This is a genomic window from Rouxiella sp. S1S-2 (genome assembly GCF_009208105.1).
GTDB lineage: Bacteria > Pseudomonadota > Gammaproteobacteria > Enterobacterales > Enterobacteriaceae > Rouxiella.
In genome coordinates, this window is sequence record NZ_WFKL01000001.1 from 678,152 (window position 1) to 694,818 (window position 16,667).

Genomic DNA, 16,667 nt, shown 5'->3' on the forward strand with positions numbered 1-16,667 from the left:
ATGGCTATTCCAAAACTCGAATCTTATGCCTTGCCTAGCGTGGCTGAACTGCCCACCAACAAGGTGAAATGGGAACTGGAACCCTCGCGCGCGGCGTTACTTATCCATGACATGCAGCAGTATTTTTTAAACTTCTGGGGAGAAGACAGCCCGCTGGTTAAGCAAGTGGTTGAGAACATTGCTAATCTTCGTCGCTACTGCAAGGCGCAGGGTATTCCGGTGTTTTATACCGCTCAGCCCAATAATCAGAGCGATGAAGACCGCGCGTTGCTTAACGACATGTGGGGACCTGGGCTAAATAAGCATCCTGAGCAGCAGGCAGTGGTTGCTGCGCTAGCACCGGACGAAGACGATCAGGTGCTGGTGAAGTGGCGCTACAGTGCGTTTCATCGTTCGCCGCTGCAGGATATTTTGCAGGAAACCGGTCGCGATCAGCTGATCATTTGCGGGGTCTATGCGCACATCGGCTGCTTAACCACGGCGATTGACGGGTTCATGCGTAATATCCAGCCTTTCATGGTGGCCGACGGCTTGGCGGATTTCTCGCGCGATGAACATTTGATGGCACTGCGTTATACCGCTGGTCGCTGTGGTCGCGTGGTGATGACCGCCGATCTCATCAAGGAAGCGGCTAAGCCTGGCTATGCCAACAAAGAGCAGCTGCGTAACGAAATTCTGCAATTGCTGGATGAAGACGCCGCTGATCTCGATAACGACGACAACCTGATTGATTACGGGCTGGACTCCGTACGTATCATGGCGCTGGCAACGCGCTGGCGTAAAATTCGTGAAGATATCGACTTTGTGGCGCTGGCAAAAACACCAACTCTTAACGGCTGGTGGACGCTGTTGTCAGGAGAGAAAGCGTAATGGACAGCACGCAGGAATTTTCGCAAAAACGCGTCTGGGTGACCGGCGCGGCACAGGGAATAGGCTACACCACCGCATTGGCCTTTGTTAAGGCCGGTGCCGAGGTCGTGGGTTTCGACAAACACTTCAGCGACGGCGATTACCCGTTTCGCACCGAACTACTTGATATTACTGACCCTAAGGCTGTACGCGAAGTGTGCCAGCGACTGCTCAGTGAATGCGATGAACTGGACGTGTTGGTCAACGGCGCGGGCATTTTACGCATGGGCGCCACCGACGAGCTCAGTGACGATGACTGGCACGATTGTCTGGCCGTAAACGCCGGCGGGGCTTTTAACATGTTCCGCTATACGCTGCCGGTTTTCCGTCGTCAGAAACGCGGCGCTATTGTCAGCATTGCGTCTAATGCTGCTCACGTTCCGCGCATTGGTATGTCGGCCTACTGCGCCTCCAAGGCGGCATTGCGCAGCCTGTGCCTGAGCGTTGGGCTGGAAATGGCACCCTACGGCGTTCGCTGTAATCTTGTTTCACCTGGTTCAACCGACACGCCGATGCAGCGTGGTATGTGGACCAATGCCACGGGTGAGCAGAAAACTATCGCTGGCTTCCCCGAGCAATTTAAGTTGGGCATTCCGTTAGGCAAGATTGGCAAACCTCAGGACGTGGCCGATGCTGTATTATTTATGGCATCCGACCGCGCGGGTCATATCACGATGCAAGATATTGTTATCGACGGCGGTGCGACACTTTCAGCCTAATTATTTGCAGGATACTAAAGGCAACTAAAAACCCGCGTAATGCGGGTTTTTAATTATGGATTTTTAGTGAAGAATGCGATCTTCATCTACGATGAAAGTCACATTTTAGGGGTAATAATGTTGTCAGTTTTTATGCAAAAAATGCGAGCCGCATTATATGCATAACGTATAGGGGGTGATTTATGAAGGGCTCAGTCAGGCGAGTGTATGGATGTGGCTTATAGAAGGGTAAAAGCTTTAACATACTGCCAGCAACAATAAAGGCGCTGTTCAGGTTTGATGGTTTTGAGGATAGACGTTTAAAGCTTTAATGCGAAATCAGGCGGTGATGAAGGGGAGATGAGATAATGCTACTGCCCAGGAGGGTCTGAGCACTTTACTTTCAATGTATTGATTTTGTTAGATTACATCTCAATATTTTTCAGGCTGTGCGCCAAGAGTTACCATGAGCGAATGAGCTTTTTCACTTTTATCAGCTTGCGTTTATAGCTTATCCGGATAGCAGGATGTAATAAAAATGGCAGAGTATCAACATCCTCAATATTTTGTTTGATCGAGTTGCGGTCTTTCCATTTTGAGATGGTCAGATGGTTGCGGTTAATAAATTCTATCCAGTGGCAAACCTGAAGAAATTTGTATTCCTCTTTTAGAACCAAAGACATTTGGTCCAGGCCCTGCTTGCAGAGTTTAATTTTTTCTTCATCAATGTCACTGGATAAAGTATTACCATGTTTGAAATACATGTACGGACCGGTTGGTGAAATATAGATTTTCTTGCAGCTCTTTAATAGCTCAGGGAAAACAAATGAGTCTTCATAACATATATAATTAGGGAATTTGCAGCGTAATAAAACGCTACGTTTAATAAACTTACCAATAAAGTGCGCCTGAAATTCTTGATGAATTAAATACTTTTTGATGGCAGTAGTGGTAGTAATAGATTTTGCAAGCAGTGGCAGGCTAGGAGGAATAATATCCCCTCTGATTTCCATCAGTTTGGTAATCAGCATGTCAGGCTCATGGTGGTTCAAAAACTCAATGATTTCAATCAGAGATTCAGGCTGTAGCTGGTCGTCACCGTCAACCATGGTGATGTACTCTCCGCGAGCCTGTGATACACCGAAGTTTCTGACTGTCCCAATGTTTTTAAAGGCAACGTCGAAGCAGACGACGTTGTTTTGACCCGCAGCAAACGCCTGAAAAATAGCAGGCGTAGCATCAGTGGACGAGTCGTTTATGAGCACGATTTCGCACTGAGAAAATTTTTCCCCTAAGGCAACTTTTATAGAGTCTAAGCATGATGTCAGATACTGGGCGCAATTGTGCGCGGTGACAATAACACTCAAGTCATATAGTTTCATTTTTATAATTTCTTAGGTGGCTAAGGTGTTTTCTTCAGGTTGAACATTGAATATTTCAGCATTTTAGCACTCCGTATCACGCCTGTCGTTGAATTCCAAGAAACAACATCCAGAGTAGATTAAGACAATTAAAAAGAACTATTGTTCTTAAGTTTAATCTTAGTAATCGAGTTTATTGGGTTAAAATTTCTTCAAGTATGATAATAATCATAGTTAGAGAGAATTTACAGGGCAATGGGAAAAGGTTTAAATCTGTTGAACCTTCGTTAACCATTGATTGAACTTGTAAATATATTTTTGCGGTTATAGCCATCAGGACAACAGGCTTACAAAGCCCTGTCATGCAGCAGGGAAAATATATTTATCTGTAAAAAGTGCAGGGCTTACATTTGGCAGCGTTTTAGATAGGGGGTCAGAAAGCAAAAAACCCGCCATAGGCGGGTTCTTCTAAAAATGGTGCCCGGACTCGGAATCGAACCAAGGACACAGGGATTTTCAATCCCTTGCTCTACCGACTGAGCTATCCGGGCAACGGGGCGCATTAAACCGTATTGGCTCTGCGCCGTCAACGCATTTATGCAGTAAAATTGTTAAAAGCCGTCTAACTGCTGGCTTTTCAGCCAAAAAACGCCATTAAGCGATGAAAGTAGACCGCTGTGGCTCAAGACAGTGCACCGTGCTCGCGACAGCGGGCGATGTTCAATACATCTTCCGCCAGTCGTCTGGCGACTTCAACGTCGTGCAGTTGGCGTTTTACCAACAGCCTGCTCAGGCAGCCTTCCAGAATCAACTCCATCTGATACGCCACCATTTCAGCGTCATCAGAGCCCATCTCTTGCAGTAAAGAGAAGGTATAGAGGAAGGAGGCCTGTTTTTGCTGCTCGGCCAACTGGTGAATCGACGAGTCGCGGTCTGGATAAAAACTGCAGGCAGCGATAAACAGGCATCCCGGATAACGATGTTGTCTCACCTGCTCGTTAAGCACCTTATAGCGTGCCAGCAGCTTCTGAGGCGGGCTCAGGGATTCGTCGAGCAGCAACTGGCGGCGCCAGACGTCAATCTGGTCACCGTGATGCCGCAAGCAATCGTAAAGCAGCGCTTCGGCGTCTGGCCAGAAAAGCGTTAGTTCATTGAGTGGCACATCGACCAACTCGGAAACGGCGTCCAGAGTGAGCGTGGCTATGCCGCGCTGCTCCAGTAAATTTAGCGTCTGGTCTAAAACCTGTTCTCGTAGCACTTTATCTCCTTCATTTCCCTGCATTCTTGGCTATGTCGCCACGTTGGCTGTGCTTGCTTGCCGCCCGATGTGAGGGGCAATTATTGGGAAATATAAAATCGTAATGTTTGCTACTGCACCAATAGCTCAGTCTAATAGTGTCGTTTAAGGCTGGGTATTGTGCAAATGTGTAGTGAATTTTGCGCTATCCATAAAGCCGGTCACCCGCGACTGCGGCAACTCTTTACCGTCGGGACCGAAAAACAAAATGGTCGGCAGCCCAAGCACGCTAAGGCGTTTGAGCAGTGCGGCCTGTTGTGGACTGTTTTGGGTCACGTCGGCTTGCAGCAGTAGCGTGTTAGCAAGTGCATCCTGCACCTGCGGCGTGCTGAATGTATATTTATCAAACTCTTTGCAGGCCACGCACCAGTCAGCATAGAGGTCAAGCATAACGCGTCGGCCTTTAGCCTGCTGCAACGCCGCATTCAGCTCGTCAACGTTGTTTATTTTCTGAAAACTCAGCGCATGCGCTGAGGTCTGCGAGCTAACGGCAGGGGCAAATACCCAATCCTGCAGCGGGCGGCTGACTATCAGTGCGGCAGCGAGAAACACCAACTGCAGCAGTCTGAAAACGCCGCGCGTGCTTTTAAGGCTCAGCTGTAAAGCCCAGCCGAAGAAGGCGATGCCTAAAATGCTCCACAGACGCAGTCCCCAGACGTCACCCAATATCCGCTCGAGTAAAAACACCGGCAGCGCAAGAATGACAAAGCCAAAGCCTTCTTTTACATAGTGCATCCATGGACCGCTGCGTGGCAGCAGCCGATTACCAAACATAGTGGCCGCGATGAGCGGAATACCCATGCCCAAAGCATAGAGATAAAGCGTACCCGCGCCAGCCCAAGGATTACCGCTTTGCGCAATGTAGAGCAAAATTGCGCTGAGCGGCGCGGTGGTGCAGGGTGAACAGATAAGCCCGGCCAAAGCACCCATGATGAACACGCCAATCAGCGATCCCCCTTTTTGCTCATTGCTCATTAACGCCAGCCGCGTTTGCAACGATGAAGGGAGCTGCAGGCTGAACAGGCCAAACATTGAGAGGGCCAGCGCAATAAACATCACTGACAAGCCAATCAGCACCCACGGGCTTTGCAGCGCGGCCTGAAATTGCAGTCCGGCGGCGGCAACCACGACGCCAAGCAGCGTGTAGGTTAGCGCCATTCCTTGCACATATAACATCGCCAGCAGGAAGATGCGTTTAAGACTGTGAGGACGCTCGCGGCCCAGAATAATACTCGAAATAAGCGGGTACATCGGCAGTACACAGGGGGTAAACGCAATACCGATACCGATAATCAGCGCCCAAAGCGGTGAGAAGGGCAGCGGCGTGGGCTGAGATGAAGTCTGAAGGGTTACCGGCGCAGACGGGGTGGGTGCCTCAGCAAGTGCAGTGGCACTGGCTTTACCGTCGGCAATTACTTCGTTCAGCGGCACTTCGCGGGTTTCAGGCGGATAGCAGAATCCTGCTGCCGCGCAGCCCTGATAAGTCACCCGAACCTTGGCGTTGTCCTTGGCATCGCGAATTGGGATCAGCAGGTTCAGATTATTTTTATAAATCTGTGAATCGCCAAAAAACTCGTCCTTGTGCGACAAGCCCTGTGGCAGGAAATAAGCCGCCAGGGTGGCGTTTTCGGGCACTATCTCGATTTTTTGGCGATAGAGGTAATAGCCCTCGCGTATCTGCCAATTGAGCTTTAGCGCCGAGCCTTGTTGAGAGAAATCAAAGTTGAATGCTTGATTCACCTGCACAAACGGCTGTGAACTTGAGTCGCCAAACAGGGAAGCGTGGCTGTTGGCAGGCAAAAATAGCAGGCTGGACGACAGCAGCAGGCCGCACAGCAGAAAGAATTTTTTCAAAATCGGGTAATCCATCACAGGCGCATTTTCTCTTTTCTGGTCGGCGACAGGGCTTTCTGTCGCCTATTTTTTCACCCGCCATTATACGCGCCATGGCGGAATTGGAGAACGTCAGACTGTTAAAGAATGATGCTGCCGAGTGCGAAGCTGAACATGACTGACAGAATTATCGCCACTGTACCCGGAATAAAGAACGGATGATTGAACACAAATTTTCCAATACGGGTCGTGCCGGTGTCGTCCATTTGCACGGCGGCCACCAGCGTGGGATAAGTGGGCAGGATGAACAGGCCGGAGACCGCGGAGAATGATGCGACGGCAGTCAGCGGTGAAACGTTCAGCGCTAAAGCTAGCGGCATCAGCGCTTTGGCAGTTGCTGCCTGAGAATAAAGCAGCGCTGAGCTGAAGAAAAAGATCACCGCCAGCAGCCACGGATGGGCCTGAATCATGCCGCCCGCGGTGTCTTTTATCCACCCGAGATTGGCCTGCACGAAGGTGTCGCCCAGCCACGCCACGCCGAGAATACAGATACAGGCGCTCATACCGGCTTTAAATGTTCCCGACGATAGAATCAGGTCGGTATCGACTTTGCAAAGCAGGGTAATCAGCGTGGCAACGCTCAGCATGATGATGAGAATCGCGCTGTTGGTGGTCATCGGTGGTGTCGTCACCAGACCGATGCTCGGGCTGCTGATCACCGCGTAGGCCACAACCGACAACACGCCGAGTAAAAAGATGCACACCGAGGCCTTGGCGCGCGGCTGAACCTTAAGGATTTTATTGCCGCGCAGGCTGATTAGACCTTCTTTAAAGCGCTTCTGATAGGTTGGGTCATCGCTCAGTGTTGAGTCAAAACACAGGCTAACGAAGATGGAGGTCAGAATTATCGCGCACAGTGTAGAGGGAATAAGCACCATCAACAGATGCAGATAACTGACGCCGTGACCTTCCATCACTGACGACATGTAAACCACGGCGGCAGAGATAGGAGAGGCGGTAATGGCAATTTGCGCCGCAACCACGGCGGTCGAAAGTGGACGGCTGGGCTTGATGCCCTGCTCTTTTGACACCTCGGCAATCACCGGCAGGGCAGAGAGTGAAATATTTCCCGTGCCGGCCAGCACGGTCAGGCAGTAGGTGACGATTGGCGCCAGAATAGTGATGTGGCGGGGATTACGTCGCAGCAACTTCTCTGTTTGCAACACCAGGAAATCCATTCCTCCCGCGACCTGCATGGCCGAGATGGCGGCGATCACAGCCATCACAATGGAAATAACATCGAATGGGATGGTTCCGGGTTTAACGCCAATCAGTGCCAGCGCCAACACACCTAGCCCACCGGCAAAACCAATGCCGACCCCGCCGAGACGAGCCCCCAGAAAAATAGCTGCAAAAACGATGATTAATTCAATGATTACCATAATGACTTTTCCATTAGTCTCGAAAATTTACTTACCGGAGAGTTTAATGGGGAAGTATCAATAAAACGCAGCGTTGTGACAGTGTTTTGTTTAAAAATAAGGGCGCGAGGTTAAAAAATCCTCACACCCTTGATTAAGCTCAAACCTCAAGCGTTGACACGCTTGGATAAAAGCTACTGCTCGTTTTCATCGGTATAACGTTTGGCTTTGTAGGCCGGATGCATCAGGTTCTCAACCGAGAAGATGTCGTCGAGCTCGGCGGCGGTCAGCAGGCCGCGCTCCAGTACCACTTCGCGCACGCTTTTACCGGTTTCCGCACAGATTTTACCGACAATATCGCCGTTGTGGTGGCCGATAAATGGGTTCAGGTAGGTTACGATCCCGATTGAATTAAACACATAGAATTCACACACTTCTTTATTAGCAGTAATGCCGTTGATGCATTTTTCCAGCAGGTTGTAGCAGGCATTGGTCAGGATATGGATAGATTCAAACATCGCCTGGCCAATAACGGGTTCCATGACATTGAGCTGCAGCTGGCCCGCTTCTGCCGCCATAGTGACGCAGATGTCGTTGCCAATGACTTTGAAGCACACCTGATTCACCACTTCCGGGATAACCGGGTTCACCTTGGCAGGCATGATAGATGAGCCGGCCTGCAGTTCTGGCAAATTAATCTCGTTCAAACCGGCACGTGGGCCGGAAGAGAGCAGGCGCAGGTCATTACAGATTTTAGACAGTTTAACTGCCAGACGTTTCAACGAGCTGTGCACCATAACGTACGCGCCGCAGTCTGAGGTCGCCTCAATCAAGTCTTCTGCCGGTACGCAGGGAAGGTTGCTGACTTCGGCCAACTTCTGCACCGCCAGCGCCTGATAGCCTTCAGGCGTATTCAGCCGAGTACCGATAGCCGTTGCCCCAAGGTTAACCTCAAGCAGCAGTTCGCCGGTGCGCAGCAGATTGCGGGTTTCTTCTTTTAATAGCACGTTAAACGCGTGGAACTCTTGGCCCAGCGTCATCGGCACCGCGTCTTGTAGTTGGGTGCGGCCCATCTTCAGGATTTTTTCGAACTCTACCGATTTGCGCTCGAAACCGTCACCCAGCTGGGCAATGGCATCAATAAGTTTAAGCACCGAGGCGTAGACCGCCAGACGGAAACCGGTTGGGTAAGCATCGTTGGTCGATTGGCATTTGTTCAGGTGATCGTTGGGATTCAGGAACTGATAGTCCCCTTTTTGATGGCCCATCAGCTCAAGGCCGATATTCGCCAACACCTCGTTGGTGTTCATGTTTACAGAAGTACCGGCACCGCCCTGGAAAACGTCGATGGGGAATTGGTCCATGCATTTCCCTTTATCTAACACTTCATCACAGGCCTGAATAATCACGTCGGCAATTTTGCGAGGGATAGTTTGCAGCTCTTTATTGGCTAACGCGGCCGCTTTTTTTACCATCACCATGCCACGGACAAATTCCGGAACATCGCTGATTTTAGTGTTACTAATATAAAAGTTTTCAACAGCGCGCAGGGTATGAATACCCCAGTAAGCATCGGCTGGCACTTCACGTGTGCCCAGCAGATCTTCCTCGATACGGATCGTATTTGACATGAGAACCTTCTTTTTGGTGCTAAACAGTTACAGGCTGATTAGAGAGATGTTACAGACGCTGAGTTAAATAAAATAATACACCACTAAGAGCGACCGCGAGGGCGATCATATGCTGCTCTTGGCGAAATGCACGCACTTAGTGCATTACGGCAATGCTTTTGTTCGAAAGGTTTACGTATCTGTGAAATTTCTCACAAATCAGTACCTCGACCAATTTAAATATCGCCAACGGCTTGAAATGACCCGTTAACGATACCATCTCATGGTAGTCAGCCTTCATAGGATAAGCCTATGGGGCCCCTATTATAGAGTTCTGAATCGCTGGCTTAACGTGTGATTCAGGGCCCTCTAGATATATTACAAGTATAAGGAGAGCGCAGTGCGCTGGTTACCTCTACTGCTGTTGTTTCTGTTGGCTTACATAGAAATAACCTTATTTATCAAAGTTGCTGCCGTGTTAGGTGTGGCAATGACCCTGCTGCTGGTGGTTTTCACCTCCTGCGTTGGCGTCTCTCTGGTGCGCAATCAGGGGATGAAAACTATCTTCCAGATGCAGCAAAAGCTGGCTCAGGGTGAGAGTCCGGCGGCCGAAATGGTGAAAAGCGTGTCGCTGGTGCTGGCCGGATTCCTGTTGCTTGTCCCTGGTTTCTTCACCGATATTTTGGGCCTTCTGCTGCTGTTGCCGCCGGTGCAAAAATCGCTGACCCTAAAATTAATGCCGCATTTAAATATTTATCGCCCCGGGGGTGCAGGTCCAGCGACGGGTAACACCTTTGACGGCGAGTTCCAGCGTAAAGACGACCACACTGAGCGGCTGGTCTCTCAGATTGAAGATGACCGCAAAGATCCGAAAGATCGCTAAGTTTGCGCAGAAAGAAAATTCAAAAAATTTTCTTTCTGCCCTTGAAGGGGCGCGGAATGCCCCCATTAATCAAACCACGAGGTCAGGATTGGCTTGTACCTGACATTCAACCCTAAATAATTAGATATAGACCTGCTCACAGGAGAGTTATCAATGAAAATTCGTCCATTGCATGACCGCGTTATCGTCAAGCGCAAAGAAGTTGAATCCAAATCTGCTGGCGGCATCGTTTTGACTGGCTCAGCGGCGGGTAAATCAACCCGTGGTGAGATTCTGGCCGTCGGTCATGGTCGCATTCTGGAAAACGGTGAAGTTAAAGCGCTCGACGTGAAAGTTGGCGATATCGTCATCTTTAACGACGGTTACGGCGTTAAAGCTGAGAAGATCGACAATGAAGAAGTGTTGATCATGTCTGAGAGCGACATTCTGGCTATCGTTGAAGCCTAATCGTCTCATATCACTTTTTCTGAACTGAACGAATTGAAGGGAAATTATAATGTCAGCTAAAGATGTAAAATTCGGTAATGACGCACGTGTAAAAATGCTGAACGGCGTTAACATTCTTGCCAACGCAGTTAAAGTTACTCTGGGTCCTAAAGGCCGTAACGTAGTTTTGGACAAATCTTTCGGTGCGCCGACCATCACTAAAGACGGCGTCTCTGTAGCGCGTGAAATCGAACTGGAAGACAAGTTCGAAAACATGGGCGCTCAGATGGTGAAAGAAGTTGCGTCCAAAGCTAACGATGCTGCGGGTGACGGTACCACTACCGCGACTGTTCTGGCTCAGGCAATCATCATTGAAGGTCTGAAAGCTGTTGCTGCCGGCATGAATCCAATGGACGTGAAACGCGGTATCGACAAAGCGGTTGTTGCTGCTGTTGAAGAGCTGAAAACACTGTCTGTTCCTTGCTCTGACTCTAAAGCCATTGCTCAGGTTGGTACTATTTCTGCCAACTCCGACGAAACCGTGGGCAAACTGATTGCTCAGGCGATGGAAAAAGTAGGCAAAGAAGGCGTTATCACCGTTGAAGAAGGCACTGGCCTGATTGACGAGCTGGACGTTGTTGAAGGTATGCAGTTCGACCGCGGCTATCTCTCTCCTTACTTCATCAACAAGCCAGAAACCGGCGCTATCGAACTTGAAAGCCCGTTCATCCTGCTTGCTGATAAAAAAATCTCCAACATCCGTGAAATGCTGCCAGTGCTGGAAGCCGTTGCGAAAGCCGGTAAACCACTGCTGATTATTGCAGAAGACGTTGAAGGTGAAGCTCTGGCAACGCTGGTGGTTAACACCATGCGCGGCATCGTTAAAGTGGCTGCTGTTAAGGCACCAGGCTTTGGCGACCGTCGTAAAGCTATGCTGCAAGACATCGCAACCCTGACCGGCGGTACCGTAATCTCTGAAGAGATCGGTATGGAGCTTGAAAAAGCGACCCTGGAAGATATGGGTCAGGCCAAGCGCGTTGTTATCAATAAAGACACCACTATCATCATTGACGGTATTGGTGAAGAAGCGACTATTCAGGGCCGCGTAGCTCAGATTCGTCAACAGATCGAAGAAGCGACCTCTGATTACGACAAAGAAAAACTGCAAGAGCGTGTGGCTAAACTGGCAGGCGGCGTTGCTGTTCTGAAAGTTGGCGCAGCGACTGAAGTTGAAATGAAAGAGAAGAAAGCCCGCGTTGAAGATGCCCTGCACGCTACCCGTGCTGCGGTTGAAGAAGGCGTGGTTGCCGGTGGTGGTGTTGCGCTGATCCGCGTTGCGCACAAACTGGCTGGCCTGAAAGGCGACAACGAAGACCAGACCGTGGGTATCAAAGTTGCACTGCGTGCAATGGAAGCGCCACTGCGTCAGATCGTTATCAACGCCGGTGAAGAAGCTTCTGTCATCGCTAACAACGTGAAAGCGGGCGAAGGCAGCTACGGCTACAACGCTTACACCGAAGAATACGGCGACATGATCGCGATGGGTATCCTGGATCCAACTAAAGTGACTCGTTCTGCTCTGCAGTACGCCTCTTCTGTAGCTGGTCTGATGATCACCACCGAGTGCATGATTACCGACCTGCCTAAAGATGATAAAGGCGACATGGGCGGTGCTGGCGGTATGGGTGGAATGGGCGGCATGGGCGGCATGATGTAATCATCCCCCAGCGGCTTTTCTGCTGAATTTTGACCACGCTTCGGCGTTGTCAGAGTTAAAGAAACCCGGCCTTTTTAGGTCGGGTTTTTTTATTTGTACCTTTATTTTGTCGGGTTAAGTAAGATAAGTCTCATCGTCCAGATTAAATAACGTGTAGACTAGTGCCACGCTCTATTACGGGTTCGTTTCAGATAATGCGTTGAATTTTGGGTAAACTCGGCAACGGATGCCTTAGATTGCGAAATGTTATCTGATAGGCGTTAAGTACTTCTCAAAAATAAATGGGGAAAGAGATGCGGATTAAAATGTTGCTTGGCCTTTCAGCTGCCATGTTGCTGGCGGGTTGCAGCACAACACAACAATTAAGTTCTGCCGGTCAACAAGTCAAATTTACCGACGACAAGCCGAGCAGCCAGTGTCAGCCTTTGGGAACCGTAACTGGCGCACAGAGCAACTGGTTCTCAGGCACCAACGGTGACGGCAGCGCGATGCGCGGCGCAGCAAATGACCTGCGTAACAAAGCGGCAGAAATGGGCGGCAATACCATTTATGGTGCCAACAGCCCGACGCAAAATATTTTGTCCAGCCTCGCGCCGCTCGACAGCAAAATGGTGGGTCAGGTTTATAAGTGCCCTTAAGTGGCCAAAACCGATAAATACCGCCAATAAAAAAGGGATGCCAACGGGCATCCCTTTTGCTTTATGCGACTCTGAAACTTATCAGTAAAAAAATCACGAAAAAATCACGACTGTTTCAGATTTAAATCCAGTGGCGTTTTGCTAGGCTCTCCACCAATCTCACGGGTTAGCGTAGGTACCATGTAGCCGGAAACGCGGCTGAGCAGGCCTTTAATCAAGACTCTTGCCTCATCGTCGTTGACCATGAAATGCGCCGCGCCCTGTACTTTGTCGAGCACGTGAATGTAGTAGGGCATAATGCCCGCATCAAACAGCGCATTGCTCAGCGCCGCCAGGGTCTCGACGCAGTCGTTAACGCCGCGAAGTAATACGCTTTGATTGAGCAATGTCACACCCGAATTTTTCAAACGCGTCATACTTTCACGCAGTGCGTCGTCAATTTCGTTGGCGTGATTGATATGGGTCACCATCAGTACCTGCAGTCTAGAGTCACTCAGGCGCTGGCAAAGCCCCTCAGTGATGCGTGCAGGAATAACTACCGGTAAACGCGTATGAATTCGCAGACGTTTAATGTGTGGAATGCCTTCCAGCTCGCTAATGAGCCAGTCGAGTTCATGGTCTTTCGCCATCAACGGGTCACCACCGGAGAAAATTATTTCATCCAGTTCGGGCTGAGTACGGATATACTCCAGCGCCTGAGACCAATTATTTTTGTTTCCCTGATTTTCCTGATAGGGAAAATGGCGTCTAAAGCAGTAGCGGCAGTTAACCGCACAGCTGCCTTTGACCAGCAACAGTGCGCGATTGCGGTACTTGTGCAATAACCCCGGTACCACGCTTTTTTGTTCATCGAGCGGGTCAGTGCTAAAGCCGGGTGCCGCGATAAATTCTTCGCGTGCCGTCAGAACCTGCAAAAGTAAAGGGTCTTGTGGATCGCCCGACCGCATGCGCGCAACAAATGCGCGGGGTACGCGTAACGGGAATAAACGACGGGCTTCGCGGCCCTGCTGCAATTGTGCATGATCGTTAAGTGCCAGAAGCGTAAGCAGTTCGTCCGGGTCTGTAATAACATCGCCGAGTTGATGCAACCAATCTTCTCTAAAAGGCGTTTTTAGGGTTACAATGTGTGCCATTTTTTTGGCTAAGCTACCAGTTTAAAATTAGAGGGCCATTATGGCGACTTATTCTAGCAACGATTTCCGTCCGGGTCTTAAAATCATGTTCGAGAACGAGCCTTACGCGATCGAATCCAGTGAATTTGTTAAACCGGGCAAGGGTCAGGCTTTCGCACGCGTTAAGATGCGTCGTCTGCTGACCGGTTCTCGCGTAGAGAAAACCTTCAAGTCTACTGACTCTTGTGAAGGCGCGGACGTTGTTGATACCAACATGAACTACCTGTACAACGACGGTGAGTTCTACCACTTTATGCACCCGGAAACTTTCGAGCAGCACGGTGTGGATGAGAAGACCGTTTCTGATGCGTCAAAATGGCTGCAGGACAACGCGGAATGTATCGTTACCCTGTGGGACGGTCGTCCTATCGCCGTCCAGCCACCGAACTTCATCGAAGCTGAAATCACCGAAACTGACCCAGGTTTGAAAGGTGATACTGCCGGTACCGGCGGCAAACCCGCGACTCTGTCTACTGGCGCCGTTGTTAAGGTTCCATTGTTCGTACAGATCGGCGAAGTTGTTCGTGTTGATACCCGTTCTGGCGAATACGTTTCACGCGTTAAGTAACGTTTCACGCGTTAAGTAACGTTTTCTCGTTAAATAACAGTGCACTAACGTGTTTTGCAAGAGAGCACCACCGCTGCTGTGGTGCTCGTGTTCGACCCATTAATTGGATTGCGTAACAATGTTGAAAAGAATGTTGTTTATCGTGGTTTCAGTGCTGATGTTGGCGTCGTTAAGTGGTTGTAATACGGTTCACGGTTTTGGTGAAGATGTGTCACACCTCGGCGGTGCCATTTCCAGAGCAGGCTGACGAAAGTCGGCCTTTTTTTTGCCCTTTCATGTTCTACTTTTGCCCGCACTCCCTCTTATTTATCCGAAATTTCGCCAGCCTGACTCCAGTCATTGCCATTTTTTACTACACTTAAAGCGCCATACTTTACATTCTCTTATAGGAAGGATTTTTATATGCTGAAGAAAAGTATTCTCGCCATCGCCTCCGTTCTTGTTCTCTCCAGCCTGCTTAGCGCCTGTAATACTACTCGCGGCGTGGGTGAAGACGTTTCAGCGGGCGGACAGGCGATTCAACGCAGTGCACAATAATTTGCGGATGCATAAATTTTGCACTTAACGCAGATGTATTGATGAGTAGACCGAGAGTTAACCGGGTGACGATAGACTGCAGTGTCACCCCTTTTGACCTTTACCGAGTTAGCGCTAGGGCTGTTTGACCCACACCAGCTTGCTGGTATCAAAACCATAATGCTGTGCGGTTTCAAGCAGATGCTGTTTTACACCCTCATCAAGTTTTGGCGCTCTAGAGAGGATCCACAGATAGCTTCTATCCGGACCGCAAACCAGCGCATAGCCATAGTCTTTATCCAGCTCGATGACGTTATAACCGCCATAAAACGGACCGAAGAACGAGACTTTAAGCGCGGCTCTTGACGTTGGGCCGGTGAAATAGCCTTTTCCTTCGCTCTGCTGCCAGCGATTTTTCGCCGGGTTAAAGCCGCGATTTATCACCTTTATCCCGCCGTCGTCACGTAGACTATAGTTTGCGGTCACCTGTTCCAAACCACTTTCAAAACTGTGGTCGAGTCGGGCAATTTCATACCAACTGCCCAGATAGCGATTAATCTCGAAATTATTCACCACTTTAACGTTGTCTGGTGGTGTCACGCTGCAGGCAACCGAAAGCAGTGCCGTAATAACGACGCTTATTTTTGACCAAATACGCATTGTCTTCCCTTTCTAAAGTTGAATCTACAGTGTAGATAATGGGAAGCGAGTCTGACAGTGACTTAGTGATAAAAGACAGCGATACAGCGGCTTATCTATCGATATCGCCCCTCTTTTTAGCGGCAGGAGGTTATGCCGTTAGATAATGAAAAGTACCAGCGCACAGACCAGACTCAATGCGCTGGCCGAACCATAGAACAGCCATTGTGCTCCCGGCAGCGAGATTTTCAGGTCATGCAGACTGTGATGCAGTCGATGCAGTGCGCACCAAATAGGGAGGACGATAGCCAGCAGCAGAAACATTCGCCCTATAAAGCTCTGTGCGAAATGCATCAGCCTGGGGTAACTCAGTGCTTCAGCGGGGAACCAGCCCAACGGCAGCAAAATACCGACCAACAGAATTATGGCCGGTGAAACAATAGCGCTCCACATACCGCCTGCGCCAAACAGCCCCCAAAAAATCGGTTCATTTGAGCGTACGGGTGTCGATTTTCTCATTTTTACCTCAATCCGATAATTATCAGTCCGCGTCGTTTAATACAGCGCGGCAGTGGTCAGCACCAGCAGCGTGGTGAGCAGTGCCAAGACCCACAACAGAGTAATAATCGGCTGTGGGCCGACTTTATGCGCCTTCACCACCACAATTACTGCTTTCGGTGCTAGCTCGAACCACGTCTTGGCGTGCAGCAGCGTCGCCAAAAGGGTGATTACGTTCAAAACCAGCACCAGCGGATTGTGTAGAAAATTCACAAAGACCTGCCAGCTCTCGGGGCCGTGTTTGAGACAAACTAGTCCTGCCAGCAGCAGCAAACTGAACCACAGAGTTGGTATCGCCGTCGCTTCACGCAGCATATAAAAACGGGTAAAAGCCGATTTCAACCACCAGTTAGCCGACATTTCTGGCCGATAGGCTTTGCGCTTGCTGGCAGGCTGCGTCGTGCGAGTCATATTTTTTTCC

The 16,667-nt window shown here is 49.8% G+C and carries 18 protein-coding genes and 1 tRNA gene; 9 read left to right on the forward strand and 10 right to left on the reverse strand.

Annotated features, from left to right (window positions below):
- Together GA565_RS03185 and dhbA are read left to right on the forward strand one after the other, a co-directional pair.
- The gene (locus GA565_RS03185) at positions 1–870 is read left to right on the forward strand and encodes an isochorismatase family protein (protein WP_152197324.1); all 870 of its coding nucleotides are present in this window, start codon (positions 1–3) and stop codon (positions 868–870) included.
- The gene (gene dhbA / locus GA565_RS03190; protein WP_152197325.1) at positions 870–1,628 is read left to right on the forward strand and encodes a 2,3-dihydro-2,3-dihydroxybenzoate dehydrogenase; all 759 of its coding nucleotides are present in this window, start codon (positions 870–872) and stop codon (positions 1,626–1,628) included. Before GA565_RS03185 ends, dhbA begins: the two co-directional genes overlap by 1 nt.
- 440 nt (positions 1,629–2,068) lie before the next feature.
- Here dhbA and GA565_RS03195 read toward each other — a convergent pair whose 3' ends face one another.
- The 6 genes from GA565_RS03195 to aspA form a co-directional block, all read right to left on the reverse strand.
- Positions 2,069–2,989 carry a glycosyltransferase family 2 protein gene (locus tag GA565_RS03195; RefSeq protein WP_072156516.1) on the reverse strand — a complete coding sequence of 307 codons (921 nt, stop codon included), beginning with the start codon at positions 2,987–2,989 and terminating at the stop codon, positions 2,069–2,071.
- Between the two features lie 454 nt (positions 2,990–3,443).
- A tRNA-Phe gene (locus tag GA565_RS03200) sits at positions 3,444–3,519 on the reverse strand.
- Positions 3,520–3,650: 131 nt separating this feature from the next.
- A complete protein-coding gene (locus GA565_RS03205; protein ID WP_152197326.1) occupies positions 3,651–4,226 on the reverse strand; it encodes a transcriptional regulator in 576 nt (191 codons plus the stop codon).
- A gap of 144 nt (positions 4,227–4,370) precedes the next feature.
- A complete protein-coding gene (locus GA565_RS03210) occupies positions 4,371–6,134 on the reverse strand; it encodes a protein-disulfide reductase DsbD (protein ID WP_152197327.1) in 1,764 nt (587 codons plus the stop codon).
- Positions 6,135–6,238: 104 nt separating this feature from the next.
- On the reverse strand, positions 6,239–7,540 hold the full coding sequence (locus GA565_RS03215; protein WP_152197328.1) for an anaerobic C4-dicarboxylate transporter: 1,302 nt from the start codon (positions 7,538–7,540) through the stop codon (positions 6,239–6,241).
- A 173-nt stretch (positions 7,541–7,713) separates the two neighbouring features.
- Positions 7,714–9,150 (reverse strand): aspartate ammonia-lyase, encoded by a 1,437-nt coding sequence (gene aspA / locus GA565_RS03220; RefSeq protein WP_055782226.1) that lies wholly within the window; start codon positions 9,148–9,150, stop codon positions 7,714–7,716.
- A gap of 379 nt (positions 9,151–9,529) precedes the next feature.
- Here aspA and GA565_RS03225 point away from each other — a divergent pair, with 379 nt between their 5' ends.
- From GA565_RS03225 to GA565_RS03240, 4 genes are all read left to right on the forward strand, one after another.
- Entirely contained in the window at positions 9,530–10,012 is a 483-nt protein-coding gene (locus GA565_RS03225; protein ID WP_152197329.1) for an FxsA family protein, read from the forward strand.
- Between the two features lie 153 nt (positions 10,013–10,165).
- Positions 10,166–10,459 (forward strand): co-chaperone GroES, encoded by a 294-nt coding sequence (locus tag GA565_RS03230; RefSeq protein WP_009636718.1) that lies wholly within the window; start codon positions 10,166–10,168, stop codon positions 10,457–10,459.
- A gap of 49 nt (positions 10,460–10,508) precedes the next feature.
- Positions 10,509–12,155: a chaperonin GroEL gene (gene groL, locus GA565_RS03235; RefSeq protein WP_055782236.1), complete on the forward strand. Its 1,647-nt coding sequence runs from the start codon at positions 10,509–10,511 to the stop codon at positions 12,153–12,155.
- A gap of 293 nt (positions 12,156–12,448) precedes the next feature.
- Entirely contained in the window at positions 12,449–12,793 is a 345-nt protein-coding gene (locus GA565_RS03240) for a DUF4156 domain-containing protein (RefSeq protein WP_055782243.1), read from the forward strand.
- A 104-nt stretch (positions 12,794–12,897) separates the two neighbouring features.
- Here GA565_RS03240 and epmB read toward each other — a convergent pair whose 3' ends face one another.
- Positions 12,898–13,926: an EF-P beta-lysylation protein EpmB gene (gene epmB, locus GA565_RS03245; protein ID WP_055782247.1), complete on the reverse strand. Its 1,029-nt coding sequence runs from the start codon at positions 13,924–13,926 to the stop codon at positions 12,898–12,900.
- A 40-nt stretch (positions 13,927–13,966) separates the two neighbouring features.
- Here epmB and efp point away from each other — a divergent pair, with 40 nt between their 5' ends.
- From efp to GA565_RS03260, 3 genes are all read left to right on the forward strand, one after another.
- Positions 13,967–14,533, forward strand: coding sequence for an elongation factor P (gene efp / locus GA565_RS03250; RefSeq protein ID WP_055782251.1), 567 nt, complete (start codon positions 13,967–13,969; stop codon positions 14,531–14,533).
- Positions 14,534–14,651: 118 nt separating this feature from the next.
- A complete protein-coding gene (locus tag GA565_RS03255; protein ID WP_152197330.1) occupies positions 14,652–14,780 on the forward strand; it encodes an entericidin A/B family lipoprotein in 129 nt (42 codons plus the stop codon).
- Between the two features lie 155 nt (positions 14,781–14,935).
- Positions 14,936–15,070 carry an entericidin A/B family lipoprotein gene (locus GA565_RS03260; protein ID WP_055782258.1) on the forward strand — a complete coding sequence of 45 codons (135 nt, stop codon included), beginning with the start codon at positions 14,936–14,938 and terminating at the stop codon, positions 15,068–15,070.
- Positions 15,071–15,184: 114 nt separating this feature from the next.
- Here GA565_RS03260 and blc read toward each other — a convergent pair whose 3' ends face one another.
- The 3 genes from blc to frdC form a co-directional block, all read right to left on the reverse strand.
- A complete protein-coding gene (blc, locus tag GA565_RS03265) occupies positions 15,185–15,709 on the reverse strand; it encodes an outer membrane lipoprotein Blc (protein WP_152197331.1) in 525 nt (174 codons plus the stop codon).
- 138 nt (positions 15,710–15,847) lie between these two features.
- Positions 15,848–16,207: a fumarate reductase subunit FrdD gene (gene frdD / locus GA565_RS03270; protein ID WP_152197332.1), complete on the reverse strand. Its 360-nt coding sequence runs from the start codon at positions 16,205–16,207 to the stop codon at positions 15,848–15,850.
- 36 nt (positions 16,208–16,243) lie between these two features.
- The gene (gene frdC, locus GA565_RS03275) at positions 16,244–16,657 is read right to left on the reverse strand and encodes a fumarate reductase subunit FrdC (RefSeq protein WP_152197333.1); all 414 of its coding nucleotides are present in this window, start codon (positions 16,655–16,657) and stop codon (positions 16,244–16,246) included.
- Positions 16,658–16,667: the final 10 nt, after the last annotated feature.